We start from the raw sequence: 25738 nt of genomic DNA, 5'->3' as shown, positions 1-25738 counted from the left end.
TTAATCTCAATTGTGCAAGCGTGATAAGATGCTTCGCCCCGTTTTGTGCTACATGGTGAATACTGAAGAAAAAAAACGCGTCCTTATCACTGGCGGAGCTGGGTTCTTAGGCTCGCATCTCTGCGACCGATTTATCGCCGAAGGCTACCACGTCATCGCCATGGACAACCTGATTACGGGTTCGCTCCAGAATATCGAGCACCTGTTCGGGAACAAGGACTTTGAGTTCCACCAGTCCGATGTCAGCAAATTTGTATTCGTGCCGGGCAAACTTGATTACATCCTGCACTTTGCCTCGCCCGCTTCGCCGATTGACTACCTTAAAATTCCCATTCAGACGCTGAAAGTGGGTTCGTTGGGGACGCATAATTTGCTGGGGCTGGCCCGGGTGAAAGGCGCCCGTATGCTGATTGCCAGCACTTCGGAAGTATACGGCGACCCCGAAATCCATCCGCAGGTAGAAACGTATTTTGGCAACGTAAACCCCGTGGGCCCGCGCGGCTGCTACGACGAAGCCAAGCGCTTCCAAGAGGCCATCACCATGGCCTACCACAACCACCACGGCCTGGAGACGCGCATCATCCGCATTTTCAATACCTATGGTCCGCGCATGCGCCTCGATGACGGCCGCGTACTGCCAGCATTCCTCTCGCAGGCCCTGCGGGGAGAGAACCTGACCGTATTTGGCGACGGGTCGCAAACCCGTTCGTTCTGCTACGTAGATGATTTGGTGGAAGGCATTTACCGGTTGTTGCTCAGCGATTACCATCTGCCCGTCAACATTGGCAACCCCTCAGAAATCACCATTAAGGAATTCGGGGAAGAAATTGCTCGCCTCACCGGTGTAGAGTTTAAACCGACCTACCAGGCCTTGCCCGAAAACGACCCCATGAAGCGGCGGCCGGATATTACCAAAGCAAAGGAAATTCTGGGTTGGGAACCCAAAATCGACCGTGCCGAAGGCCTGCGCCGCACGCTGGAATATTTCAAAGAGCACGTCAAGTAGAACGGCATGGCCGATTATCCCGCTCCCTATCTGATTCAGTTTCCGAAGTTGGGCGCTGCGGATATCGGTTATATCTCCGTTGGTGAAAACACGAAAGACCCGCTGCCCTTTGCTATGCAGCGGGTCTTTTGGACGTATCACACCCCCGAAAGCATCCTGCGGGGCCGCCATGCGCACCACCGTACCGAGCAAGTGCTCATTGCCGTGGCCGGCCGCATTATCGTTACTACCGAGCAAGCCAACGGGGATATTCAAATATTCCGGCTCGAAGACCCTTTTGTGGGGCTTTACGTGCCGCCTTGCGTTTGGCATACCATGCAGTATTCACACACCGCGGTGCAACTTGCCTTGGCATCGCAGCCCTACGAGGAAGCCGATTACATTCGGGATTTTCAGGAATTCCGTCAGCGATGGTCACCCCAGAATTAGGCCACTTGGTGGCGGCCCGTGCAGCCGAGCTGGCGTACTACTCGCCCTATTATTTTCTGCGTCAGCTTTCGGGAGAGTTGCAACAGCAGGTATTTGGTACGGGAGCGGCCGCTCGCTGGAAACAGAAAGCCGGCCAGGAAATCCATTGCACGAGCACTGGTTCAGTGGACATACGGTGGTTGTTTCAGCAATTGGCCTGGGATACCGAGTACTTCGGGACGCCTGTATTCCGCTTGTTCACCGGGCTTTTTGCTGCACAAACAACGTTGGAGGCGCTTGCTGAGTCGGCCACGGCGTTGCGCCATCACTTTGCCGCACGCAAGGGCGCATTTTACGCCTTCAGCATCGTGCCGGCTGAAGACATTCGACTATTGCAGGGCCTGACGACTGCTGGCTGGCGATTGGTTGAAACGCGCACCACTTTTTATCATGACCAGTTGCACGATGTCGATTTTCCGCGGTACCCGGTGCGGCCCGCCAGATTGGATGAAGCTACGCACATTGGCCAAATTGCCGCCGCTGCCCGCAATCCCTACGACCGATTCCATGCCGACGCCTGGTTTGGGGCAGCGCGGGCCGATGCTTACTTAGCCCGCTACGCGGAAAACACCGTAACTGGCACACTTGCCGCAACGGTTTTGGTCCCGGACGTGCCCGGATTGGCGGTGGATTCCTTTTTAGCAATCAGCGACCTGCCCGAAGATTCAAGCGCTTTGCAGGCAAAAATTTCGCGGGTGCTGCTCACGGCCGTGGGCCCAGCCAACCGGGGCTGGCACACAAAGCTCGTCGCCGAAACCCTGCATCGGGCGCGGCTACTTGGTCTGGAAGCGGTACTGATGACTACCCAAGCCACCAACCACGCCGTTTTCCGCACTTGCGAAAAGCTTGGCTTCCGGTTCGGAGCCACCACGCACGTCATGGCGTGCCATGGCCATTAAATTTGCGGCATGAATGTCCCGTTTCTTTCCTTTGAGGCCCAGCATGCGCCACTAAGCGGCGCGCTAACGCAAGCCTTTACCCGTGTCCTCGATTCGCAGTGGTACGTGTTGGGAGAAGAGGTACACCAGTTTGAACGGGAGTATTCGGCTTTCAATGGAGTGGCTCATACCGTGGGGGTAGCCAATGGCCTCGACGCCTTAGCCCTAGCCTTGCGCGCCTTGGAAATTGGGCCAGGCGATGAAGTAATCGTTCCCTCTAATACCTACATCGCTACTTGGTTGGCTGTTACGCAAGTAGGTGCCACCATCGTTCCCGTTGAGCCCGACCTTGCTACCAGCAACCTCGACCCCGACCGTATAGCCGCCGCCATAACGTCGCGAACCCGCGCCATCATGCCAGTACATCTCTACGGTCAAGCTTGCCGCATGACCGAAATCATGCACTTAGCTGCTGATTACCAACTGTTTGTAATAGAAGATAATGCTCAGGCACAGGGAGCGGGTTTCAACGGAAAACCCACGGGCAGCTACGGCCACATTAACGGCACCAGCTTTTACCCCGGCAAAAACCTAGGAGCCCTTGGCGACGCCGGCGCCATCACGACCGACGACGAACGCCTCGCCCAAAAAGTGCGTGTGCTGCGGAACTACGGTTCCCAGCAAAAATATTATAATGAAACCATCGGCTTCAACTCTCGCTTGGATGAACTCCAGGCTGCCTTGCTGCGGGTAAAATTGCCAGTCCTGCCAGAATGGACGCGCCAGCGCCAGCAGATAGCCGCGTGGTATGAGCAGTATTTAACGGATGTGTCCGGCCTGCGCTTGCCCAGCGTGGCCGCGGGGGCCACGCATGTGTACCACCTTTACGTGGTGCACACGCCCGACCGTGCCGGTTTGCAGCAGCATCTTACCCGCCACGGCATCGGCACGCTGGTTCATTATCCCATTCCCCCTCATTTGCAACAAGCTTATCAATCCTTACAGCTATCAGTTGGAAATTTTCCGATTGCTGAAGAACTGGCGGCTACCTGCCTAAGCTTACCCATGTGGCCAGGCATGAGCGAAAGGCATGTGGCGGCTGTTGCAACAGCCATTCGCAGTCACCAATAAGTCGCTTAATTTGAATTACTACGAGCTCCATATTCTGTAAATTCCGCGCCTGCACCTGCCCTCTATGCCCAAACTTTCTGTTATTGTTCCCTGCTATTTCAACGAGGACAATATCCCCGTCACAGTTCGTGAATTGGTAGCAAATGAGGCAAGATTCCCCCCTGAAGTCACGTTCGAATACGTATTCGTGAACGACGGCTCGGGCGATGACACGCTCGGTGCCCTGCAGAAAGCACAGTCCTTATTCCCCGGGCGTATCCGTATCGTCGATTTGGCCGGCAATGTAGGCTCCTACAATGCCATCGTTGCCGGCATGGCCTATGCCACCGGCGATTGCCTCGCTGTCATCACCGCCGACCTGCAGGACCCACCCGAACTAATGGCGCAAATGTATGCCCATTGGCAGCAGGGGTTCAAACTGGTCATCGGCAACCGGCAGGACCGTGAAGAAACGGGCTTTGCACAAACCCTGGCTAAGGTTTTTCACTGGCTGATGAAAAAACTGGCCCTCCGCAACATTCCCGATGGAGGGTTCGATTTTGTCTTCTTCGATCAACAGGTCGCCGCCGAGGTATTGAAACTTCATGAGCGCAACTCCAACGTGTTTTACCTGATGGTATGGTTGGGCTTTGCGTACGTGAACATTCCGTATACCCGCCGCAAACGAACCATCGGGAAGTCACGCTGGACGCTCTCCAATAAGATAAAGCTCCTTATCGACTCGTTGATGGCTTTTTCCTTCGTTCCCATCCGCGCCATATCGGTAATGGGATTGGGATTGGGTGTAGTCGCCCTCATCTACGGCCTCTACGTCATTGCGCTAAAAATTGTCAGCCCAAACGAGCCCGCCGGGTGGACGACTCTTATGGTGGTGTTGCTCTTTGTCTCAGCCTTCCAAATGATTGCTCTGGGAGTAATTGGGGAGTATGTGTGGCGGGGGTTGGATGCAGCCCGCAAGCGGCCTTTATATGTAGTACGTGGTGTAATTGGGTAAGCGTAGCTGGAGAGAAAACCAATTATGTTCAGCTTATTGATTCCGCACAATAATGATTAGAATATGCTTCTTATCGTGCATCAAATGGATACTGACGGCTTATCTGCTCAATATGCCTAAGTTTCATATTGGAAAGGTGGGGTGCCCTTTCATTAGCAAAATAGGTGGCAACCTACAGCGGTAGTTACGTTAAAAGCCGTTCAGTATAGAGTGGTTATATATAGAATTATAAGGTGAATTATAAAGTCGTATTTATTTGCTCAGTGCATTTTAGTGGGTGTTTAGCACTCTCATTGTAGTCGTCGAGATGCCACAGGTAGCAAATCTTCAAAACAGGTTGTACGGTAACCAGCAACGAGCAATCACTTTGTTGTTTATTGTGGAGAATTGCCGCAAAAAGGCAATTTCAGGCAGCACGACTGCCGTTCGTATTGGGTCAAATGGGTAGTTTACGCCTTAATAATAGAAGGCTTTACACTGAACTGAGCGTATCATATAGGTAATTTTATGGCAACGAACGGCACTGTTTAGCCATAAAAGTCGTAGATTTGCAGATTCTAATCGTTGGTTAAACAACGACGTATTAAAAAAAATATTATATGAAAGGCGGAATTATAGCGCGTTCTCTTAATAGCATTAGATATTATCTAACTCCTTCTCAAAAGCGAAAAGCATTATGGATGATGGTGCTACTGCTCATAACATCTTTTTTGGATGTATTGGGTTTAGCATCCCTCGTTCCAGTAATGATGGTAGCCGCTGAACCAGGAGGAGTTCAGAAAAGTAAACTATTCTCACCGGTATACAACTTCTTTGAATTTGAGTCAGAGAGGACTTTCTTGCTCTACTTAATAATAATAATATTTGTCTTCTTTTTGGTTAAAAATGCATTTTCAACTTGGGTGAATTATATGCAAAACCGATTTGTAGCTAATATTGCATTAACTGTAATTAAATCACAGATAAACAAGTATATAAATTTCCCATTTTGGTATCTGAATGATTTAGGTTCGCCAAATTTAATGCATAGTACTGTCAACATCCCTGGAAATTTTGTTGGAGGGATAATGCGTCCCCTATTTATCTTTTTCTCTGAAGTGGCAATTGTATTGGTTACCGTTATAAGTATTATTCTTTATAAACCATTGCTATTCGGAATCTTAGCACTTGTTCTGGTCCCTACTACCTTATTGACTTACCGTGCATTGCGCAACAGGTCACAGATGATTGGCAGTGAAATCCATAGACTAAGGCCAATCTCGCAAGGAATAATTGGTGATTTGTTCACAGGGTTTGTAGAAATCAAACTGGCCAATAAGCAACACCGATTTCGCGATTCTCTACTTAATAATCAAGAAAAGGTACAGCGATTGGACGCTTTGAGTTACTTGTACTCGATGTTGCCATTGAAAATGATAGAAATGGTCGCCATATTAGGAATATTAACCATCTTCTTATATGCTATTTTTAGCCCTGGTAGTTCGTCTTCTCTAATATCTTTGGTGGGACTATTCGCTGCAGCAGCTTACAGGCTGATGCCATCGGTTAATAGAATGATTACCTCAATGATGCAGTTGAAAACAACTCAGTATGCAATAGAAAATTTGAGTTTATACCGAGACAAGAAGTATAATGAAACTCCGCCTGTGGAGCAATTGCCAGTGTCATTCAAGAAGACTCTGCATTTTGAAGACGTTACATTTAATTTTCCAGGCGTTTCAAAGTCAGCAGTTAAAGCCATTGATATAACTATTAAGAAGGGCGAGAAAATTGGATTTATCGGAAGTTCAGGCTCTGGTAAAACGACCTTAATGAATATCTTACTGCGCTTTTATGTAGAGCAGAGTGGTCACATATTAGTTGATGGCCAGCCATTAACATCCCAGCATTTGTTGGCTTGGTATCGAATTATTGGATATGTAAAGCAAGATACGTTCCTTATGCAAAGGTCTATTCGTGACAACATCACCTTGGGGGACAGCGATGTGAACGAAGAGCGTCTTAATTATGCACTTAAGCAGGCCTCATTACAATCATTTGTATCGGGTTTGCCAGAAGGGATTAATACCCTAGTAGGAGAGAGGGGTTCCAAACTTTCTGGTGGTCAACGTCAACGAATCGGTATTGCAAGGGCGCTTTATAAGCAGACCGAAATACTGGTGCTGGATGAAGCAACAAGTGCCCTTGATAACGAAACAGAAAGGGAAGTAAATGAAGCAATTGATAAACTCGCAGAAACTGAAATTACGATTTTAATCATTGCGCATAGAATAACAACTTTGCGAAACTGCGACAAAATTTACGAGTTGCGAGATGGGCAAATTATAGCAGAGCATCGATACGAGGAATTAGTTAAGGCTATTGTTTAGCAGTTGTTATCAGTCAGCAACTTTATCGCTGGTTGGTATATAGCTGTTCGCTGTCGATACTAAATCAGAATTTTCTCTCTCATATGTTTAGAGTATCTGTAATCCTGCCGGTTTATAATGTTGGATTGTATATTGAAAATACGATTCAAAGCATCCTGCAGCAAACTTTCAAAGATTTTGAATTAATAGTATTAGACGATTGCTCAACTGATGATACTGTAAAACGTGTACTTGCATTCACCGACTCTAGAGTGAAAGTGATTGTGAACACTCATAATATGGGTCGGGCCGGAACAGATAATATCGCGTTAGAATATGTTAGTGGAGAATATATAGCAAAAATGGATGGTGACGACATTTGCCATCCTGAACGTCTCGCTCAACAGGTAGCGTATTTAGATAAGCATCCAGAAGTGAATGTGGTTGGTAGCTTCATGCAGAATTTTGGTTCAAGCAATTACCTGAATCGTTACCCAGCACATCCAGAAGATGCACAAGTATTAACATTATTTACGCTGCCTACTGGAAATCCATCGGCAATGCTGCGTGCTAGCTTATTCTTCGAACATAAAATGCGTTATGATGCTTCTCTGCGACAAACTGAGGACTATGAGTTTTGTGCCCGCTACATCCGACAACTGCGCATTGCAACTATTCAGGCCCCCCTTATTAAGTACCGTGTTCCACCTCATATTCAAAAAAAAGCTGTACTAAACGAAAGGGCGAATGTCTCTGATGTAGTAAGAGAAAATTTGCTGCGCCGTTGGGGGATTCCATTTACAGCGCGGGAACTTCAGATTTATAATAAAATAGCTATGCTACAACCATTACAAGATATTCAACTCAGTGAAGTTGAGGCGTGGTTGTATAAAATGGTGAGTTATAACGAAAAGTTTCCTCTGTTCAACCAAAATGCCTTGCAGCGAGGCCTGGGTGTAAGATGGTTTGAGGTTTGTTACGGCCAGCCACTTGAAGGTTTTAGGAGCATGAAAATTTATAATCAAAGTGAGTTTTCATCGTATGCTTCTATTTCAAAGCGTCAACAATTGAAATTTTTACTCAAATCGTTACGTAGTTTTTAGTAACAAAATATAGGATGGCGCTACTGATTGGTTAAGGAGATATTAAAAAATAGTGTAAATTGCGCCGTTAGTTCAATGGTTTGTGAGTGCTTTAATTATTTGATTTCAAAATGGCATTGTTAATATCGGGGGAGCGACGTATCACTCGAATCAATAAGTTTAAGTAATTAGAATAATATATTTACTTTTTAACAAAGCTGATATTCAGTTTTTACTAATAGATGAGGACAATAATATTTTGAAATAATCAAAATTCGGACAAGTCAAACAAGCGACATCAATTTCAGATGTCTATTAAAAATTCAACCTGACATGAATAAGAAATTCTTTAAGCAATTCAAGGAAAGAGTATCCAATAGAGTGAAAATAGCGGCAGGTATTAAACCTGAAGATTTGTATCCGCATACTCAGGATGTTATACTTGAATTCAACCATATTAAGTTATATTACTGGCGCCCTCAGTGGACTCTTGCCCAGAATTTTGGCGACCATCTTTCGAAAATGATTGTTGCTAGAATTTTAGCTAGCCGTGAGTTTTCATTAGAGGAAGAGACGTCGAATAAACATCGCATGTTTGCTATAGGCTCCATTATGCAATTGGCTGAGGATAATGAGGTTATTTGGGGGTCGGGTGTAAATGGTTGCTTTGGGCCAGACGACCACAAGTTTAAAACCTTAGATGTCCGAGCCGTGCGTGGCCGTTTAACTGGTGATTTTTTAAGGGCACGTGGAATTCATGTTCCAGAAGTATACGGAGACCCTGCATTATTGCTGCCGTATATTTTCCCTACAAAATTTAAACGCACAAATAAGCTAAGCTATGCTGTCGTTCCTCACCACGGGGACTACAATTTGCTGAAAAAACTTGGTACTGAAAATCTCATAGATCCTATGGGGAGTTGGAATGTTATCATTTCAAAGATTTTAGAAGCGGACTTTATTATTGCAAGTTCATTGCATGGAATTATAGTAGCTGAGGCTTATGGAGTTCCAGCACGTTACTTACGCGTCTCTAATAATCAAGACCTTTTTAAGTATAATGATTATATGTCTGGAACTGGCAGAGGTGAAATCCAATATGCAACTACAGTAAAGCAAGCTTTGGAAATGGGTGGTCAAGAACCCATCAAAGAATTTGACCATACTAAGTTGTTAGATGCATTCCCTTTCGATTTGTGGGCAAGTAAATAAGTCCCTGTCGTATTTCGTGGTGATAGCTGTATTCTATTAATGCTATAGTACAATGGAAGGCTTAGTTATCTCACTGCATAATTACGTTGAGCGGTAATGCTTTTTAGTTTAAAATTTGAGCTTTATGAATAGGAATCCAGAAGGAGTTTCGGTTGTAATATGTTGCTATAATAGTAGTACACGCCTTCCTGAAACATTGCTCCACCTATCAAGGCAAGAATTTAAATCTGCAGTACCGTGGGAAATACTAATAATTGATAATGGCTCAACAGATAACACATTCAACTTTGCACTAAACGAATGGTCAAAGATTAACAGCAATGTTCCTTTCTCTGTAATTTCTGAGCCTACGCCTGGAACTGCAGCAGCTCGTGAAACTGGTATCCAAAAATCAAAATACGAATTCATATTATTTTGCGATGATGATAATTGGTTGATTTCTAGTTATGTAGAAACTGCTTACGAGGCCATGGTAAGTAATAAGTCGATAGCAGCACTGGGTGGACAAGGCAAAGCAGTATGCGAAACCACTCCCCCCAAGTGGTTTGAAAAATTTAAGCAGAACTATGCAACTGGGCCCCAGGGAAGACCAGGAAAGCCTAGCGAGATATCATTAGTGAGAGGTTTTTTATATACTGCGGGGTCTGTATTTAGAAAATCATGCATCGAAAACTTATGGAATCAGAGTTACAGAGGTGTTTGTGAAGGAAGGACAGGTAAAAATTTGAATGGTTCAGAAGATGTTGAGCTTTGCTATAATATCATTTTGAATGGCGGCCATATTTATTATGATGAGAGGCTAGTTTTTGAACATTATATGACAAGCCCTAGGCTGACTTGGCCTTATTATAAGAAAATGGTTAGAGGATTTGGTAAAGGCTTTAGTTTTACAATGCCTTATAAATTGTTGATAAATAAGGAAAGTAAACGGTTTGCAATGGGAATTTCATGGCTATACATATCGGCACTTTATTTAATACTTAAAAATGTATTTATCGCCATTCCTAAATCCTTTTTCAAAAATAATTATTTAGTAGTAAGGGCTGATTTAGAAAGCAATTTTGCTTTCTTAGTTGCATTAATCGAAAATCATACAGCTATCGTCGCATTATATAAAAATTTGTCAACTGCCCCTTGGATAGCTGATTATTATAAGCCACATAACATATCATAAGAGCTTGGGGATTGTATCTGTTATAGATGCACAGCCCCACCTATGGTGGAACTCAGTCTGAGTTGGAATGGTCCTCCTAAGCGCTTGGCCCGCGATTATGAACACCCTGCAGGCTTATTGCAAAGTGTTCATAGGCTAAGAATGCCTTCTATTTATATGAGTCATTGTTAATTTAAGAAAATAGTTATCCCTGTTTATTTGATGTGCCTGCAATATTTGTTATTTCGTCTGTTATATAAAGTGGACGATTTTTTACTTGTTCAAATGTTTTACCAATATAGAGCCCTATCATCCCTAAAACGGACAGTAGAAGGCCGGAGAAAAACCAAATAGATAGAATCAAACTCGTGTACCCAGGTTGTGAAATGGAGCCCCTCCAATAACGTATCAATGTGATGGGAATAAATAAAAATGTTCCCCCTGAAAGTATCAAACCTAACTTTACTGTTAGTATTAAGGGCTTATCTGAGTAAGCCAAAATTACCTCTAGACCTAAATGCAATCGTTGATTTAAAACGTAGCTGCTATTGCCGATGGGGCGTTCAGCATGCATTACGGATAAATAACCAATGCGAAAGCCTACCCAGCGCACCATGACAGGAAAGTAGCGAATGCTTTCACGCATGCTAAGCACTGCGTTAATTACTTTGCGATTGTAAATGCCGAAATTGGCGACCGAAGAATCCTGCTTCGTGTTTGTGAGATAGGATAATATTTTATAAAACAATCGAGAGAATAGTTTTTTGCTCCATATATCTTGCCGGTTGATACGGCGTGCCATTACAAGGTCATAGCCTTTGTTTAATTCGGCAAACAGTGCTGGGATTTCTTCGGGTCGGTCTTGCAAATCACAATCCATAATTACTATATATTCACCACGACAACAATCAAGACCCGCTGTAATGGCGCGATGTTGACCAAAGTTGCGACTGAGTCGCATTCCATGCACTCTGGTGTCTGCGGCTGTCATTTCTTTAATAAAATCCCAAGAATTATCTGGGCTGCAGTCATCAACCAAAATGATTTCAAAATTGGAAGAAATAACTACTAGATTTTTTATTAAACGCGCTACTAGTTCAATAATCGTTGCTTCGGATTGGTAAACCGGGCAAATGACGGATAGAAAAATTCCTTTATTATTAATCATTATATTTAAATATTATTCAAATTGAACGAGCTTATTATGTGCTAAAATCTGTACTAAATGAGGCCTAAAGTTCTGTCAAGAAAAGTAATGGTCTTGCATACAAAAGGGAATCTGTTGGCGCCATTTAGTAAATCCGACCAAAGATGTACGAAAGGGGCCTGACTGATACCCAGTGGCAAGGTATATAAGAAAATGTGCCTGATTTGCGCTGCTATAAGTACTCCATTTGGAAAATTGTCAATGCCTCGATAGATCTGATTAAAAACGGCAGCAGTTGCGATTGCTACCGTGCTACCTTCCATCGTTTCCGTGGGTATATGCCCGTTTTACCGCCGGTAAGCGAGCCGAATGCTGGGAAGGGCTCAACTAGGAGTTGTGGCGCTGCTCCCGGTAGCGTCCTCGCCTTCATGAAAGCCAATCCAGAGCGACGCCGTGCTTGACTCCTACTGTATGAGAGTGTAGCGAATGTTTGGGCTGGCGAAAGGTTAAGGTAGGCACAAGACAATTTTAAGCTATCCCTAGGCTCAGAGACGGCAATTTTATGCCCTTACCCATTTTCGGAGTGGTTGCTCTCAATCAGTTTGTTGCGTTAAAAATGGCAACTTAACCGCACCGATGAATGCGAAACAACTGCGACCTTTACAACCATTTATTTAGTAATCGGCACTGTAACCGTGAGGTTTCACGAACTCTAAGCGCGTCGGCTAGCATTCATAGCCACTAATTATTCTTATTAGCTTATTAGCCCGTAACCCTAGTTCGCAAATCGGCAATGACTGCTCTCGTAGTGATTGAATATAAAATGCAATGCAAGGCGTAACTTTGGTGAACGCATGGAGAGTTTGATTCCTTTTAATAAACCTTATTTTTCCGGCAACGAAACTCGATACATCGAGCAAGCCGTTCGTTCCGGGAAGCTCTCGGGTGATGGGCAGTTTACACAACTAGCGCATTCTTATTTCGAGCAAAATTGGGGCTTTCGAAAGGCTCTCCTAACTACTTCGTGCACCGATGCGTTGGAAATGGCCGCATTGCTGCTCAAAATTGGCCCAGGCGATGAAGTTATTGTGCCTTCCTTCACATTCGTGAGCAGCGCGAATGCTTTTGTGCTAAGAGGTGCTAAAATCGTATTCGCCGATAGTACTGCTGCAAACCCAAACCTGGATGCCGGTGCTTTGGAATCGCTTGTTACATCACGCACCAAAGTCATCGTACCAGTGCATTATGCCGGTATAGCTTGCGATATGGATGTGGTGCTCGCAACGGCTGCACTCCATGGGATTGCTGTAATTGAAGATGCTGCTCATGCCATTGATAGTTTCTATAAAGGGCAGCGTTTGGGCAGTTTGGGAGCTATGGCAGCCTTTTCGTTTCATGAGACCAAGAATATCATTGCTGGTGAAGGGGGGCTTTTAGCGCTCAATGATTTGCAATTTGCGCAACGGGCGGAAATCCTTCGAGAGAAAGGAACCACCCGGTCTGCTTTTTTTCGGGGCGAAGCAGTAGAGTACAATTGGGTGGATGTGGGTTCATCATTTTTGCCTTCGGAAATTACGGCTGCTTATCTCTGGGCACAAATCGAAAACTTGGCCGATATTCAGCGCCAGCGCAAAGCGATTTGGGAGCGTTATTATACGGAGTTGGCTCCGTTGCGTATTCAAGGCGTGGGATTACCTGTGGTTCCAGATTATGCTACTAACAATGGCCACCTATTTTATTTGGTGTGTCGCAATCGGGCCGAACGCAATAAGTTGATTGCGAGCCTGAGACAGCGCGGCATTTTAGCCGTATTTCACTACCTGTCACTGCACCAAAGCCCCTATTATACGGGCCGGCATGATGGCCGCGAGTTACCCTGGGCTGACCATTATGCGGAATGCCTGGTGCGCTTGCCTCTTTTTTATGAACTTAGTGCCGCCGACCAACAACGTGTTATAGAAGCAGTACTGTGCTTTTATCAGACCATCTAAATTTTACCTGTGCGAATTTTATTTTTAGTGCCTTATCCCCAGGGCAAGGCGCCATCGCAGCGATTCCGTTTTGAACAGTATTTGGACCTGTTGCAGGCCCATGGCCATACCTATCGCCTCGCTTCGTTCATCGACGAGGATACGTGGGCTATATTATATAAGTCGGGCCATACTTTGGCCAAACTGTGGGGAATTATGCGCGGTTTTGGAAGACGCGTAGCGCACGTACTTGCTGCTCCTAACTACGATTTTATTTTCATCCACCGGGAAGCTGCGCCGCTTGGTCCACCAATATTCGAATGGCTCTTAGCCAAAGTATTGCGCAAGCGCATCATCTACGATTTTGATGACGCGATATGGATACCAAATATATCGGAAGCAAACCGAGTGGCCGCTGGCCTCAAATACCACCACAAAGTAGCAAGCATATGCCGTTGGGCCTATCGTATTAGTTGCGGGAATGCGTATTTGGCGGCATATGCTCGGCAGTACAACGAATCGGTGGTCATCATGCCCACCACCATCGATACGGAGCATCTCCATAATCAGGTGCGGGACCAGCTGGCACCTGGCCCGCTCGTTATCGGCTGGACCGGTACCCACTCCACGCTCAAGTACTTGGAGCCGATTATCCCTGTACTTGCTCAGTTAGAAGACGAGGGCCTAGACTTCGAGTTTCGGGTTATATCCAACCAAGCACCAGGGTTGAAATTACGCTCGTTGCGCTTTGTGCCGTGGCGGAAGGAAACTGAAATTGCTGATTTGCTAACGTTCCACGTGGGACTTATGCCTTTGCAAGACGACCCTTGGGCAAAAGGAAAGTGCGCTTTTAAAGCACTGCAATACATGGCTTTAGGCATCCCGGCACTAGTTTCTCCAGTGGGCATGAATACCGAAGTGGTGCAGAACGACCATAACGGGTACGTTTGCTACGAGCAAGCGGACTGGCATATGCAGCTAAATAAGTTGCTCACCGACGGCTCTGGCAGGCAAGCGTTGGGAGCAAATGCCCGTGCTACCATTGAGCAGCGATACTCAGTAGTGGCCAACACGCCAACCTTCCTGAAATTGTTCAGTTAAAAGAAGTTCGTGCCATTTGGGGGGAGTTGTCAGCAACCCGAAATGACGACCTATTTCCAAGTGACTTGGCAGATAGAGTGATGCTTTGTAATATGTACAGACCACTTAGATAAAAGGGCATTAGCGGTATTTTATACCGAACCAAAGTGCCAAAATTGCCACTAGAAATTCCGACTGAAATAGCAAACACCAAGCTGAAAACGAAGCAGAGCGTCAGAACAGGTGTGGTGCTGATGGCTGTAAGGGTTTTTAGAATTCCTACTCGCCATAGTATTCGAAGGGTAAGAATAATAAAGTAGCTCGCTTCCAATGCAGAAAGCGCCATCGTGGGGTTGCGGGCTTCCCAAATGAACGGCCGGAACAACGCAACTACCAATGCTTGCGGTGCCAATTTGGCCATGCCCCCTAAGGTGCCATCCTGTTCCCCAATATTGTACCCAGAACCTTGCTCCTTGTTACTAACACCCTGCAGATAATCCGCTGTCAGCTTACTCTGAGCACCAATTTTGTCAATGTTAAACCGCGCATCGGCTGCGGAAATCTGGACGAAGGCATAGCCTGCTACCATAAGCCCAACACTTAAGAAGATAGGCTTTGCAATCCAACGCACAACTGTACTCTTGATTTTACTGGTACTCTCATTAAATACCCATAGTAAAGCCGGAGGCATGAAGGCAAGGAGAATGTAAACCTTCATAGAAAGGATAACTGCCACTGCGGCAGAGCCTAATATCGCACACCGGAGAATATTGCGACGCTCGATTGCCCCACGGTAGAATGTGTAAAACAACCACCCCAAGGCTCCCATACACAAAGAGTCCTTGAGAAGGCCGGAACCCCAAAAAAATACGGAGGGCAGGAAAAATACGGCGATGGCGAGTTCCTTGTATACTTGAGGCCGAATTTTGGCAAACGTCATGTACATGACCCACATGCCACTAAACGTAATTACTGCAAATAAGACGGCAATAACCGTATAGGTATTAAAGGAAAGAAGGGCAAATACTCCCGCGACTCGAATTACAAAGTATTCATTGCTGCCGCGTCCAAACCACCACATTCGGTCTGTGTACTGCTTAATTGCAGGGGTAACGTCGCCGGAAGTAGTTACCAGTTCAAAGCCTGCTGAAAAAGAGTCTCCAAAGGCATGGTAGATAATGCTAGCGTGCCGATAGTAATTGTTGGTGTCACCACCGTAGAGCGTATGATAAAGAATGCCCAGCGCAATAGCGCCGATAATTTTCACAGTTAAAGCAGGGATAAAATAGCGAACTGTGTATTTGTTGGTGACCGAAGAACGTATTTGATAAGCTATTATGTATATAATAGCCAAGTATATAGGGGTTATATATAAGTCTTTTAATTCCATGTTTATTATGCTCTCCCATATTTTTTAAGCCAAGCTTTCGCTTCTTTATACTGCTCTGACTTGTGAGCAGCCTTATCTGCAACGACGGTATAATAACGTTTGGCGGTTGCTATGTCCTTTTCCTTAACAGCTAGGCGAGCCAGATTCATGTTAGCGAACAGATAGAAACCGCCGGAGGTATCACCGGTGCTTTCTGAAAACACGATGCAACGCTGGTAATAATCTTTGGCTTTGGCAAAATCGCGGTAGCGGTTTTGCATTAAATACCCCAAAAAGTAACTGGCGTAGCGCCCGCTGATTCCTTCGTACCCGGGCATGCCCTTATTTATCTTATCAAGGATTTCCCGACTTACTCGCTCACAGTCCGAGAACTCGCCTTGGTCGTAGGCTAAGTGAGCGTAGAAGCGTTGGAAATAGCCATTGTCGGGAAAGGTGGTGGCCAAGGAACGAGCAACAGGCAGCGCTTCTTCGGCATTATTTTCCTCGTTTTTGAGGATGCGCATGAGATAGACGCGGGCTTCGGTAGCAGTATAGAAGCCATTTTGGGCTACGCTGCGCAACTGTTGCATGCCGACTTTCTTATCACCCTTGGGGAAAAAAAGCAGCACCGGCTTGAGCAAGGGGTAGTTTTCACCAATCCAGACGGCGTAGTAATTGAACAAGGCCTGCCCAAACTGAAATTCGGGACTCAAACTATTAGCTTCCTGGCTCTTTTTGAGGAAGTTGAGCGAGCGCCGGGCACCTACCGTAGCCTTGCGCCAATCGTGGCGCTCGCCGTGCATGCGGGCACTAAACCCATAAGCAGCGGATAGAAAAAAGCTGGCCTCGTAGTTATTATTATCCGTGTCGTACAGCTTCTGGGCCTTGGTGATGGCCGTGTCCATATAAGCAAAGAAGGGTTTGTCGTACTGCTTGGTCTGGATATTGGTGGGGACGATTTTCCACCACGTGCTCAGCCCCAATAGGAAGTAGGGCATGGGGTGGTTGGGGTAGCGCCGCCGCAGCGAGCGGAATTGCTTTTCGGCTTTGTCGTATTTGAAATTGTAAATGTTGTAAACCGCGCCGTCAAGCTCCTGCTGAATGTCTTTGTCGAGCAGAAGCCAGCCTTTGGTGTCGATGGCAGAAGGCAGAATGCCGACCGTATCGAGCGCCACCGTTTTCATGGGCGGCGGAGTACGCATTGTATCAGACTTCTGGGCTGTGCCAAGCAGCGGCATAAAAAGCAGCCCCCAACAGATACAAAACAGCGAACGCAACATAGGTAGAAAATCGAAAGCGGACCCTAGCCGTGTCCCATCCAAATTCAGGGTAGGGCAAACGGGCCTGCTAAAGTACGGAGTTTGGTCTAGCTTTGGACGAAATTCCCTTTTCCCATGCACCTGTTGCAATCCCTTTGCCGTACTGCGGCACCCGCTGGCAACGAAGTGGCTCTTAAGCGCTTTGTGCTCGATTATGTGCAGCAAGCCAAGGCCGCTTGGCAGCACCAGCCGGTCATCATCGCCGAGGACCGGTTCCAGGACTGCTTGCTGTTGGTCTTTGGCCAGCCGCGCACGGCCGTCTTTGCCCACCTCGACAGCATCGGCTTTACCGTACGCTACGGCAAGCAACTGGTCCGAATTGGCGGTCCCCAAGCCGAGGCCGGCTACCGGTTGGTGGGGCACGATTCGCAAGGAGACATAGATTGCACATTGACCATAGCCGAGGAAACCGGGGAATTGGGCTACGCGTTCCACCGGGATATTGACCGCGGCACGGAGCTCACGTTCTATTGCGACTTCCGCGAAACCGAAACTACCATCCAAAGTTGCTACTTAGATAACCGTTTGGGGGTGTGGAACGCGCTGCGCCTCTGCGAAACCTTGGAGCATGGCATTGTGGCTTTTTCCTGCTGGGAAGAGCACGGCGGTGGCTCGGTTGCCTATCTGGCGAAGTTTATCAACGAAACCTACGGCGTACGGCAGGCGCTGATATCCGACATCACGTGGGTGACCGAAGGTGTGCATGCCGGCCAAGGGTGTGCCATTTCGCTGCGCGATTCCCTGATTCCACGCCGGGCCTACGTGGACCGCATCCGGGCCATTGCCGCGCAGTCGGGCATTCCCCACCAGTTGGAAGTGGAAGGCAGCGGCGGTTCCGATGCCAAAGAGTTGCAGCATGCCGCCGCGCCCTGGGATTGGTGCTTCATCGGGGCGCCCGAAGACCATGTGCATTCGCCCGACGAATTGGTGGATAAGCGGGACATTGCCAGCATGCTAGCGCTTTATCAGGTTTTGATGCGAGAATTGTAATGCCGCCCTATATCTTTGGCACCCTTGCTTGCTAATTACAAGTTCTTTCATCAACCCTTTTTTGCTTCTTATGACCCCATATCTTTACGCAGTGCCCGCGTTGGGCGTATTTGCGTTGCTGTACACGTGGTTGCGCGCCGGCTGGGTATCCAAGCAGGATGCCGGCGACGAGCGCATGACGACCATCGCCGGCTACATCGCCGATGGTGCCATTGCCTTTCTCAAAGCGGAATACAAAGTGCTGGCCCTTTTCGGGTTAATTGCTGGCGCTTTCCTTTTTTACCTGGGTACTGCCAGCGGCAACTCCAGCCCCGTCATTGTCATCGCCTTTCTGATTGGCGCCGTGTTCTCGGCGTTGGCCGGTTTCATTGGGATGAAAATTGCCACCAAAGCCAACGTGCGCACCGCCCAAGCTGCCAAAACCAGCCTCAGCACCGCGCTGAACGTTTCCTTTTCCGGGGGCTCGGTGATGGGCATGGGCGTGGCCGGTCTGGCGGTGCTAGGCTTGGGCTCACTGTTTATTGTGTTCTATAAAATGTTCGTGCCCAGCGGCCTGGCCAACGGCGAGGAAATGGTGAAAGCGCTGGAGGTGCTCACGGGCTTTTCGCTCGGGGCCGAAAGCATTGCCTTGTTTGCCCGCGTGGGCGGCGGCATCTACACCAAAGCCGCCGACGTGGGCGCTGACCTCGTGGGCAAAGTAGAGGCCGGCATTCCGGAAGACGACCCCCGCAACCCCGCCACCATCGCCGACAACGTGGGCGACAACGTGGGCGACGTAGCCGGCATGGGCGCCGACCTGTTCGGTTCCTACGTGGCCACTATTCTGGCCACCATGGTGCTGGGCCGCGAAGTAACCGTGACCAACGACCAGTTCGGTGGTCTTTCGCCCATTTTTCTGCCGATGGCCATTGCGGGCATGGGCATCATTGCCTCGCTCATCGGCATTTTGTGTGTGCGTGTAAAGGAAGGCGGCAACGTGCAAGGAGCCCTCAATACGGGCAATTACATTTCCGTAGTGGTGTCGGCAGTGGCTTCGTACTTTTTGATAATGTGGATTATGCCTGCGGGCAATTTCACCATTCGCGGGGTGTCGTTCGATGCTATGGGCATCTTCTATGCTGTTATCGTCGGCCTTGTGGTGGGTACGCTGATGAGCATCATCACCGAGTATTACACCGCCATGGGCAAGCGCCCGGTGAACAGTATCGTGCAGCAAAGCAGCACCGGCCACGCCACCACTGTTATCGGCGGCTTGGCAGTAGGCATGGAAAGCACAGTGCTCCCAATCATCGTGTTGGCCGCAGGCATTGTACTAAGCTACGAAGCGGCGGGCCTCTACGGCGTAGCCATTGCGGCGGCTGGCATGATGGCCACCACTGCCATGCAATTGGCCATTGACGCCTTCGGCCCCATTGCCGACAACGCCGGTGGAATTGCTGAGATGTGCGAGCTGCCCAAAGAAGTGCGGGAGCGGACCGATATTCTGGACGCCGTGGGCAACACCACCGCGGCCACCGGTAAAGGCTTTGCCATTGCCTCGGCGGCGCTGACTTCGTTGGCTTTGTTCGCAGCCTTCATGGGTACGGCCAATATCACCTCCATTGATATTAGCAAAGCGCCGATTCTGGCGGGCGTATTTATTGGCGCCATGATTCCGTTCATCTTCTCGTCTTTGGCCATTGCGGCCGTGGGCCGAGCCGCCATGGCCATGGTGCAGGAAGTGCGCCGTCAGTTCCGCGAAATTCCGGGTATCATGGAAGGCACGGGCCGGCCGGAGTACGAAAAGTGCGTTGCCATCAGCACGCAGGCCGCTATTCGGGAAATGATTCTGCCGGGTGCCATTGCCTTGCTGACGCCAATTATCGTAGGATTTGGCTGCCGCGGACTGTTTTCGAATGCGTCTTCGGCCGAAGTATTGGGTGGCTTGCTGGCTGGTGTCACGGTGAGCGGCGTGCTCATGGCCATGTTCCAGAGCAATGCCGGTGGCGCTTGGGACAACGCCAAGAAGTCCTTCGAAAAAGGCGTGCTAGTAAACGGCGTGATGCAGTACAAAGGCTCGGACGCACACAAAGCGTCCGTAACCGGCGATACCGTGGGCGACCCCTTCAAGGACACTTCCGGCCCGAGCATGAACATCCTTATCAAGCTGATGAGCATCGTATCGCTGGTGATTGCCCCGCACATTGCCGAGAAAGGCGGGGAGCGTGGCGTGGCCCCGGTGAAGCTGGAAAATGAGCGGAACGAAGTTGCAGCTCGCCCGCACGTGCGTTTTGCCGATAACTTCGCCCCAACCGCCATGCGGGTGATTTATACCGCGCTGAGGGAAGTGAAGTAGTAGCGCACTATCAAGTGGCTACGTCGCCCTTTGATTTCTAAGGAAAAGCGGCGTGACCTTACGCAAGCCAGAAAAGGCCACTCTAACGGGTGGCCTTTTTTATTGATGGTACCGATGTAAAAGCGTATTTGACCACCGTCAGCCTCGGCAAAAGCCAAACGATGGAAGAGTGGCAGTAACCAATCCGTGGTTCAATCAGTAGCTTTGCACCTCATTCTTCCCGCGCCGCATGGGTCACTCCCACATCACCATCCACAACAAAGCTTTCCGCCCGTATTTATCGGTTGCCCAACTGGATGAGGCCGTGACCGCGCTGGCTACCCGCATCAGCGCCGACTATGCCGGGCGCGAGCCGCTGTTTGTGGTGGTGCTCACCGGGGCCTTTATGTTTGCCTCCGACCTGCTCAAGCGCATTGCCGGGCCCTGCGAAATCGTCTTTATCCGGGTGGCCTCGTACGAAGGCACGGACAGCAGCGGCGTGGTGCAGGAAATCCTGGGGTTGCGCGAAGAAGTGCAAGGCCGCCACCTCATCATTGTCGAAGACATTGTGGATACCGGTACCACCATGCACCACCTCGTGCCCAAACTGCAGGCCAACGGCCCGGCCTCGGTCGAAATCGCCACTTTGTTTTTCAAGCCGGAAAGCCTGCGTCACGAAATTGCCCTGCGCTACGTGGCCCTCGAAATTCCCAACGACTTCGTGGTGGGCTACGGCCTTGACTATGACGGCTTGGGCCGCAACCTACCCGATGTGTACGTGGCCGTGTAGCCCGGCTTTTGGTAACGATTGATTAACTTGCCCAAACCCACCTTCCTCTTTCCCCTCGCGCAACTTCTCTATTCATGTTGAATATCGTGCTGTTCGGCCCGCCCGGTGCCGGTAAAGGAACCCAGAGCCAAAAACTCATTTCCCGATACAACCTCGTCCACCTCAGCACTGGCGACTTGCTCCGGGCCCAGATTACCCAGGGCACCGAGCTCGGCCTCACTGCTAAAAAGCTGATGGACGAAGGCTTGCTGGTGCCCGATGCCGTAGTAATTGGCATGATAGACAGTGCCCTGCAAGCCAACAAAGCCACGGCTGGCGGCTTCATATTCGATGGCTTCCCGCGCACGGTGCCCCAAGCCGCGAGCCTCGACCAATTGCTGGCGCAGCACAATAGCAGCATCAACTGCATGATTGCGCTGGAAGTAGGAGAGGAGGAACTGGTGACGCGCCTGCTCGAGCGCGGCAAAACCAGCGGCCGCCCCGACGACCAGGACGAAAGCAAAATCCGCCGCCGCGTGACGGTGTACAACACCGAAACCGCTCAGGTAGCGGGCTACTACGCGGCCCAGAATAAATTCCACGCCATCAATGGCATTGGTCCGATTGACACCATCTTCAGCCAAATCTGCGGTCTTATCGACCAGCACAAGCCCGCCGCGCCCGAAAGCCCGGCCCAGGCAACTCAAGAGGTGAAAGCGTAACTTTACGTTTTTAACACGACTGTTTTATTGCAACTGTCATCCTGAGCGCAGCGAAGGACCTTAGCACGCTTGCACGGTTTAGCGTTACTGCAAATCGTTCGGCGGGACTAGGGTCCTTCGCTGCGCTCAGGATGACAGTTTTTTACACTCAATACCCCCATTCCCGTGGCTTCTAATAACTTCATCGACTACGTTAAACTCATCTGCCGTTCGGGCAAAGGCGGCGCGGGCTCGCACCACTTTTTCCGGGCCAAGGGCCTGCCCAACGGCGGCCCCGATGGCGGCGACGGCGGCCGCGGTGGTCACATCATCCTCGAAGGCAACTCCCAACTCTGGACGCTGTTGCACCTGCAATACCAAAAGCACGTTTTTGCCAAAGACGGTGAGGGTGGGGGCGAAAACCTGCGCAGCGGCGCGCAAGGGGAGGATATCGTGCTGCAAGTGCCCCTCGGCACCGTGGCCCGCGACCCTGATGGCACCCATTTGCTCGAAATCACGGAACACGGCCAGCGCCTCATTCTCGTGCCCGGCGGGCGCGGCGGCTGGGGCAACGACCATTTCAAGAACTCCATCAACCAGGCGCCCACCTACGCGCAGCCTGGCGAGCCGGCTATCGAGGCCATCATCATTCTGGAACTGAAGCTATTGGCCGATGTGGGCCTCGTGGGCTTTCCCAACGCGGGCAAGAGCACCCTGCTGTCAGTAGTATCGGCGGCCAAGCCCAAGATTGCCGACTACGCCTTCACCACCCTGGTGCCGAACTTGGGCGTGGTGGCCTACCGCGACTACAAATCCTTCGTGATGGCCGATATCCCTGGCATCATTGAGGGCGCAGCCGAGGGCAAAGGACTCGGTACGCGCTTCCTGCGCCACATCGAGCGCAACTCTACGCTGCTCTTCATGATAAGCTGCGACAGCCCCAACATTGCGGCCGAGTACCAGGTGCTGCTGGGGGAACTGGAACAATTTAACCCCGAATTGCTGGAAAAGAAGCGCCTGCTGGCCATCACCAAGTCTGACATGATTGACGAGGAACTGGAGGCTGAAATTCGGGAGACTTTGCCAGCAGATATTCCGTCCATCTTCATTTCCAGCCTGACGAATAAAAACATCATGCAGCTGAAGGACATGATTTGGAAGGTGTTGGAGGAAAACCGCAAGAATGCTGCGCCGGCCAAGCGCGAAGGTTTCGGCGAGGAAGAGCGCGAAGAGTGGGCGTCCTAACGCTTTCAATTAGGCAGAAACTGCTGCAGTAAGCGTTGCCTATTTTGTTTTCTAGCCTGATGAATTAGAACATCGTGTAACTTAAGAGCATCATTTATAGCAGTCGATGCACGATTAGAAAATCATCAATTATCTAATCCTTCGATGTGATAGATGCTAGGGTTCGAAAAAGCATATCGCACGATGACAGAGTCACCTTTTTGAAGGTTGTTTCTATTTCCGAAGGAAGTGGTTTGGTGGTTACCCGATTGGCTCCGGAAACTAGCTCTAAACAGCTTTTCCTTACCACCGTAGCGAGTACGTGATTCCCATGCAGCAATTACGACTCCGGTTGTAGCAATACCTTCCTTTTTAAGCTGTTTCTGTATTAAGAAGTCGACCCATCTTCCCCAAGACATTCCTAATGCAATAGGTAGTGAAACTGCGATAAGTAGGCCTAGCCTTGATGGAAACGTTTTGTAAAAAGTATAGGGAATACCAGCAAAAATGAAGGCATAAGCGAGTAGGCCCGCGAAATCCGAACTCATTGTACGCGCTGTTAGAGCCGCAAAGAGCACAAGGATGGAACCTGCTAATAGGCCAGCCCATTTGTATTTCATCGCTGTAAATATAGCGTCGACTATTTATTAGCTTCTAATGCCACTATGGCAGCCCGCAGCCCTTTGGCAAGTTCCTTGTGCCCGCCAGTTGACAAACCGGCTAACACCGTGAAAAACCCATTCCGACGAATATTTCCTAAAATGGCTGACGATAAGAACTTGCCCCAGGACGACAACCTGACCGCCGACCCCACGCACGTAGCTGGCGAAATGGCCGATGGTGACGGCGAAAATACCGCTGCCACTGAAACCGGCGCCGAGGCGACGGCTGCTCCCCACCACGAGGCTACCCGCACCGATGCGGAGCTAGCCGAACTCAAGGACAAGTACTTGCGCCTGGCGGCAGAGTTTGAAAACTACAAGCGCCGCACAACTAAGGAGCGAATTGAACTGTTCAAAACCGCTAGCCAGGAGTTGATGACGGCCTTGCTGCCCGTACTCGACGACTTCGAGCGCGCCCGCAATGCCACCGCCGAGACCACCGATGCGAACGCCGTGCGTGAAAGCATCGAAATAATTCAGACCAAGCTGAACAAAACCTTGCAGCAAAAGGGTTTGACCGCAATGGAGGCGAAGGGCGGCGACTTCGACGCTGAACTGCACGAGGCCATTACCCAAATTCCGGCGCCCAGCGACGACCTGAAAGGGAAAATCGTGGATGTGGTGGAACAGGGCTATTATTTGGGCGACAAGGTTATCCGCCACGCCAAGGTTGTGTTGGGGCAGTAAGTATCTTTGCGAAGATTAGGCCCCCGATAATTATTAGAAGAAGATGGCAACCAAGCGCGATTATTACGAAATACTAGGCATTGCCAAGAATGCGGAAGGCGACGTTATCAAGTCGGCCTACCGCAAAATGGCCATTAAGTACCACCCCGACAAGAATCCTGACGACCCGACCGCCGAGGACAAGTTCAAGGAAGCGGCCGAAGCTTACGAGGTGCTGAGCAATGCCGATAAGCGCGCGCGCTACGACCGGTACGGCCACCAGGGCATGGGCGGCAATGGCGGCGGCCCGCAGAACATGGAGGACATCTTCTCGCAATTCGGCGACATTTTTGGTGGCGGCGGCGGTTTCGAAGGCTTCTTTGGCGGCGGGCGCCAGGGCGGCCGGCGCCAGCGCAAGGGCTCGAACCTGCGCATCAAGCTGAAGCTTGACCTGGAGGAAATTGCCAACGGCGTCGAGAAAAAAATCAAGGTGAAACGCTACGTGGCTTGCCAGCCGTGCAGCGGCACCGGGGCCAAAAACGGCACCGACCTCAAAACCTGCCCCACCTGCCAGGGCCAGGGCCAAACCAAGCGCGTGGTGAACACCATGCTCGGCCAGATGGTGAGCAGCAGCACCTGCCCCACCTGCAACGGCGAGGGCAAAACCATTGTGAGCACCTGCGACGTGTGCAAAGGCGAAGGCCGGCAGCTGCACGAGGAAGTTATTCCCATTAACATCCCTGCTGGGGTGGCCAACGACATGCAGCTGAGCATGAATGGCAAGGGCAACTACCCCGAGCGCGGCGGGGTGCCCGGCGATTTGCTTATCCAAATCGAAGAGGAGCCGCACGAATTCCTGAAGCGCGACGGCAACAACATCATGTTCGAGCAGTACATCTCGTTTGTAGATGCCGCCTTGGGCGCCAGCCTGGAAGTGCCGACCATCGAGGGCAAAGTGAAAATCAAGGTGGACCCTGGCACCCAGCCCGGTAAAATCCTGCGCCTGCGCGGCAAAGGCATCAAGGACCTGAACGGCTACGGCCGCGGCGACCAATTAATCCATCTGAATGTGTGGACGCCCAAGCACGTGAGCAACCAGGAGCGCGAGCTGCTGGAAAAGCTGCGCGACTCGGACAACTTCACGCCGCACCCTGGTAAGAACGAGAAAGGCTTCTTTGAAAAAGTAAAAGAGTACTTCGCGTAAGTCTCGAAGCGTCGTTTTGAAAAGCCCCGTTTGGCCGTTGGTCAGGCGGGG

22 protein-coding genes are annotated in these 25738 nt (G+C 49.7%); 18 read left to right on the top strand and 4 right to left on the bottom strand.

The annotated features are described in order from the left end of the window. Positions 1–52: 52 nt before the first annotated feature. The 9 genes from I2I05_RS05070 (at position 53) to I2I05_RS05030 (ending at position 10293) form a co-directional block, all read left to right on the top strand. Positions 53–1006: a UDP-glucuronic acid decarboxylase family protein gene (locus tag I2I05_RS05070; protein WP_196281143.1), complete on the top strand. Its 954-nt coding sequence runs from the start codon at positions 53–55 to the stop codon at positions 1004–1006. A 6-nt stretch (positions 1007–1012) separates the two neighbouring features. Further along, complete coding sequence (locus tag I2I05_RS05065; protein ID WP_196281142.1) at positions 1013–1435, top strand: sugar 3,4-ketoisomerase; 423 nt, start codon at positions 1013–1015, stop codon at positions 1433–1435. Next, positions 1417–2373, top strand: a complete 957-nt coding sequence (locus tag I2I05_RS05060; protein WP_196281141.1) for a GNAT family protein — start codon at positions 1417–1419, stop codon at positions 2371–2373. Before I2I05_RS05065 ends, I2I05_RS05060 begins: the two co-directional genes overlap by 19 nt. A gap of 9 nt (positions 2374–2382) precedes the next feature. Next, complete coding sequence (locus I2I05_RS05055; RefSeq protein WP_196281140.1) at positions 2383–3483, top strand: DegT/DnrJ/EryC1/StrS family aminotransferase; 1101 nt, start codon at positions 2383–2385, stop codon at positions 3481–3483. A 64-nt stretch (positions 3484–3547) separates the two neighbouring features. After that, a complete protein-coding gene (locus I2I05_RS05050) occupies positions 3548–4477 on the top strand; it encodes a glycosyltransferase family 2 protein (RefSeq protein ID WP_196281139.1) in 930 nt (309 codons plus the stop codon). A 599-nt stretch (positions 4478–5076) separates the two neighbouring features. Further along, on the top strand, positions 5077–6846 hold the full coding sequence (locus I2I05_RS05045) for an ABC transporter ATP-binding protein (RefSeq protein ID WP_196281138.1): 1770 nt from the start codon (positions 5077–5079) through the stop codon (positions 6844–6846). 83 nt (positions 6847–6929) lie between these two features. Beyond that, positions 6930–7928 carry a glycosyltransferase family 2 protein gene (locus tag I2I05_RS05040; RefSeq protein WP_196281137.1) on the top strand — a complete coding sequence of 333 codons (999 nt, stop codon included), beginning with the start codon at positions 6930–6932 and terminating at the stop codon, positions 7926–7928. Positions 7929–8240: 312 nt separating this feature from the next. Further along, positions 8241–9119 (top strand): polysaccharide pyruvyl transferase family protein, encoded by an 879-nt coding sequence (locus I2I05_RS05035; RefSeq protein WP_196281136.1) that lies wholly within the window; start codon positions 8241–8243, stop codon positions 9117–9119. A 124-nt stretch (positions 9120–9243) separates the two neighbouring features. Then, entirely contained in the window at positions 9244–10293 is a 1050-nt protein-coding gene (locus tag I2I05_RS05030) for a glycosyltransferase (protein ID WP_196281135.1), read from the top strand. 184 nt (positions 10294–10477) lie between these two features. Here the strand turns inward: I2I05_RS05030 and I2I05_RS05025 are convergent, their stop codons facing one another. Next, positions 10478–11440, bottom strand: coding sequence for a glycosyltransferase family 2 protein (locus I2I05_RS05025; protein WP_196281134.1), 963 nt, complete (start codon positions 11438–11440; stop codon positions 10478–10480). 833 nt (positions 11441–12273) lie between these two features. Here I2I05_RS05025 and rffA point away from each other — a divergent pair. Together rffA and I2I05_RS22300 are read left to right on the top strand one after the other, a co-directional pair. Further along, positions 12274–13410, top strand: coding sequence for a dTDP-4-amino-4,6-dideoxygalactose transaminase (gene rffA, locus I2I05_RS05020; RefSeq protein WP_230688162.1), 1137 nt, complete (start codon positions 12274–12276; stop codon positions 13408–13410). 9 nt (positions 13411–13419) lie between these two features. Beyond that, positions 13420–14490 carry a glycosyltransferase family 4 protein gene (locus I2I05_RS22300; protein WP_196281133.1) on the top strand — a complete coding sequence of 357 codons (1071 nt, stop codon included), beginning with the start codon at positions 13420–13422 and terminating at the stop codon, positions 14488–14490. On the opposite strand, the gene I2I05_RS05010 is transcribed toward I2I05_RS22300, so the two are convergent. Both I2I05_RS05010 and I2I05_RS05005 read right to left on the bottom strand, forming a co-directional pair. Next, on the bottom strand, positions 14483–15736 hold the full coding sequence (locus I2I05_RS05010; protein ID WP_196281132.1) for a hypothetical protein: 1254 nt from the start codon (positions 15734–15736) through the stop codon (positions 14483–14485). The genes I2I05_RS22300 and I2I05_RS05010 overlap by 8 nt on opposite strands. 128 nt (positions 15737–15864) lie before the next feature. Further along, positions 15865–17040 (bottom strand): tetratricopeptide repeat protein, encoded by a 1176-nt coding sequence (locus tag I2I05_RS05005; RefSeq protein WP_230688161.1) that lies wholly within the window; start codon positions 17038–17040, stop codon positions 15865–15867. A gap of 192 nt (positions 17041–17232) precedes the next feature. On the opposite strand from I2I05_RS05005, the gene I2I05_RS05000 reads away from it, so the two are divergent. From I2I05_RS05000 to obgE, 5 genes are all read left to right on the top strand, one after another. Continuing rightward, positions 17233–18147, top strand: a complete 915-nt coding sequence (locus tag I2I05_RS05000; RefSeq protein ID WP_196281131.1) for a M20/M25/M40 family metallo-hydrolase — start codon at positions 17233–17235, stop codon at positions 18145–18147. Positions 18148–18217: 70 nt separating this feature from the next. Beyond that, complete coding sequence (locus I2I05_RS04995) at positions 18218–20482, top strand: sodium-translocating pyrophosphatase (RefSeq protein ID WP_196281130.1); 2265 nt, start codon at positions 18218–18220, stop codon at positions 20480–20482. A 229-nt stretch (positions 20483–20711) separates the two neighbouring features. Beyond that, the gene (gene hpt / locus I2I05_RS04990; RefSeq protein ID WP_196281129.1) at positions 20712–21251 is read left to right on the top strand and encodes a hypoxanthine phosphoribosyltransferase; all 540 of its coding nucleotides are present in this window, start codon (positions 20712–20714) and stop codon (positions 21249–21251) included. A 74-nt stretch (positions 21252–21325) separates the two neighbouring features. Then, the gene (locus I2I05_RS04985) at positions 21326–21952 is read left to right on the top strand and encodes an adenylate kinase (protein WP_196281128.1); all 627 of its coding nucleotides are present in this window, start codon (positions 21326–21328) and stop codon (positions 21950–21952) included. Positions 21953–22117: 165 nt separating this feature from the next. Next, on the top strand, positions 22118–23176 hold the full coding sequence (gene obgE, locus I2I05_RS04980) for a GTPase ObgE (RefSeq protein ID WP_196281127.1): 1059 nt from the start codon (positions 22118–22120) through the stop codon (positions 23174–23176). Between the two features lie 125 nt (positions 23177–23301). Here obgE and I2I05_RS04975 read toward each other — a convergent pair whose 3' ends face one another. Next, a complete protein-coding gene (locus I2I05_RS04975; protein ID WP_196281126.1) occupies positions 23302–23775 on the bottom strand; it encodes a DUF3592 domain-containing protein in 474 nt (157 codons plus the stop codon). Between the two features lie 141 nt (positions 23776–23916). Here I2I05_RS04975 and I2I05_RS04970 point away from each other — a divergent pair, with 141 nt between their 5' ends. Further along, the gene (locus I2I05_RS04970) at positions 23917–24504 is read left to right on the top strand and encodes a nucleotide exchange factor GrpE (RefSeq protein ID WP_196281125.1); all 588 of its coding nucleotides are present in this window, start codon (positions 23917–23919) and stop codon (positions 24502–24504) included. 43 nt (positions 24505–24547) lie between these two features. Continuing rightward, entirely contained in the window at positions 24548–25687 is a 1140-nt protein-coding gene (gene dnaJ, locus I2I05_RS04965; protein ID WP_196281124.1) for a molecular chaperone DnaJ, read from the top strand. Positions 25688–25738: the final 51 nt, after the last annotated feature.

The organism is Hymenobacter jeongseonensis (assembly GCF_015694725.1).
In the GTDB taxonomy this organism is placed as follows: Bacteria; Bacteroidota; Bacteroidia; order Cytophagales; family Hymenobacteraceae; genus Hymenobacter; species Hymenobacter jeongseonensis.
This window is presented reverse-complemented; position numbering and strand designations above follow the sequence as displayed.

Bases quoted from the DNA above. Each gene is read 5' to 3' on its own strand.
- I2I05_RS05070 (WP_196281143.1), top strand. From the start codon at position 53: ATGGTGAATACTGAAGAAAAAAAACGCGTCCTTATCACTGGCGGAGCT.
- I2I05_RS05065 (WP_196281142.1), top strand. From the start codon at position 1,013: ATGGCCGATTATCCCGCTCCCTATCTGATTCAGTTTCCGAAGTTGGGC.
- I2I05_RS05060 (WP_196281141.1), top strand. From the start codon at position 1,417: ATGGTCACCCCAGAATTAGGCCACTTGGTGGCGGCCCGTGCAGCCGAG.
- I2I05_RS05055 (WP_196281140.1), top strand. From the start codon at position 2,383: ATGAATGTCCCGTTTCTTTCCTTTGAGGCCCAGCATGCGCCACTAAGC.
- I2I05_RS05050 (WP_196281139.1), top strand. From the start codon at position 3,548: ATGCCCAAACTTTCTGTTATTGTTCCCTGCTATTTCAACGAGGACAAT.
- I2I05_RS05045 (WP_196281138.1), top strand. From the start codon at position 5,077: ATGAAAGGCGGAATTATAGCGCGTTCTCTTAATAGCATTAGATATTAT.
- I2I05_RS05040 (WP_196281137.1), top strand. From the start codon at position 6,930: ATGTTTAGAGTATCTGTAATCCTGCCGGTTTATAATGTTGGATTGTAT.
- I2I05_RS05035 (WP_196281136.1), top strand. From the start codon at position 8,241: ATGAATAAGAAATTCTTTAAGCAATTCAAGGAAAGAGTATCCAATAGA.
- I2I05_RS05030 (WP_196281135.1), top strand. From the start codon at position 9,244: ATGAATAGGAATCCAGAAGGAGTTTCGGTTGTAATATGTTGCTATAAT.
- I2I05_RS05025 (WP_196281134.1), bottom strand. From the start codon at position 11,440: ATGATTAATAATAAAGGAATTTTTCTATCCGTCATTTGCCCGGTTTAC.
- rffA (WP_230688162.1), top strand. From the start codon at position 12,274: ATGGAGAGTTTGATTCCTTTTAATAAACCTTATTTTTCCGGCAACGAA.
- I2I05_RS05005 (WP_230688161.1), bottom strand. From the start codon at position 17,040: ATGCGTACTCCGCCGCCCATGAAAACGGTGGCGCTCGATACGGTCGGC.
- I2I05_RS05000 (WP_196281131.1), top strand. From the start codon at position 17,233: ATGCACCTGTTGCAATCCCTTTGCCGTACTGCGGCACCCGCTGGCAAC.
- I2I05_RS04995 (WP_196281130.1), top strand. From the start codon at position 18,218: ATGACCCCATATCTTTACGCAGTGCCCGCGTTGGGCGTATTTGCGTTG.
- hpt (WP_196281129.1), top strand. From the start codon at position 20,712: ATGGGTCACTCCCACATCACCATCCACAACAAAGCTTTCCGCCCGTAT.
- I2I05_RS04985 (WP_196281128.1), top strand. From the start codon at position 21,326: ATGTTGAATATCGTGCTGTTCGGCCCGCCCGGTGCCGGTAAAGGAACC.
- I2I05_RS04975 (WP_196281126.1), bottom strand. From the start codon at position 23,775: ATGAAATACAAATGGGCTGGCCTATTAGCAGGTTCCATCCTTGTGCTC.
- I2I05_RS04970 (WP_196281125.1), top strand. From the start codon at position 23,917: ATGGCTGACGATAAGAACTTGCCCCAGGACGACAACCTGACCGCCGAC.
- dnaJ (WP_196281124.1), top strand. From the start codon at position 24,548: ATGGCAACCAAGCGCGATTATTACGAAATACTAGGCATTGCCAAGAAT.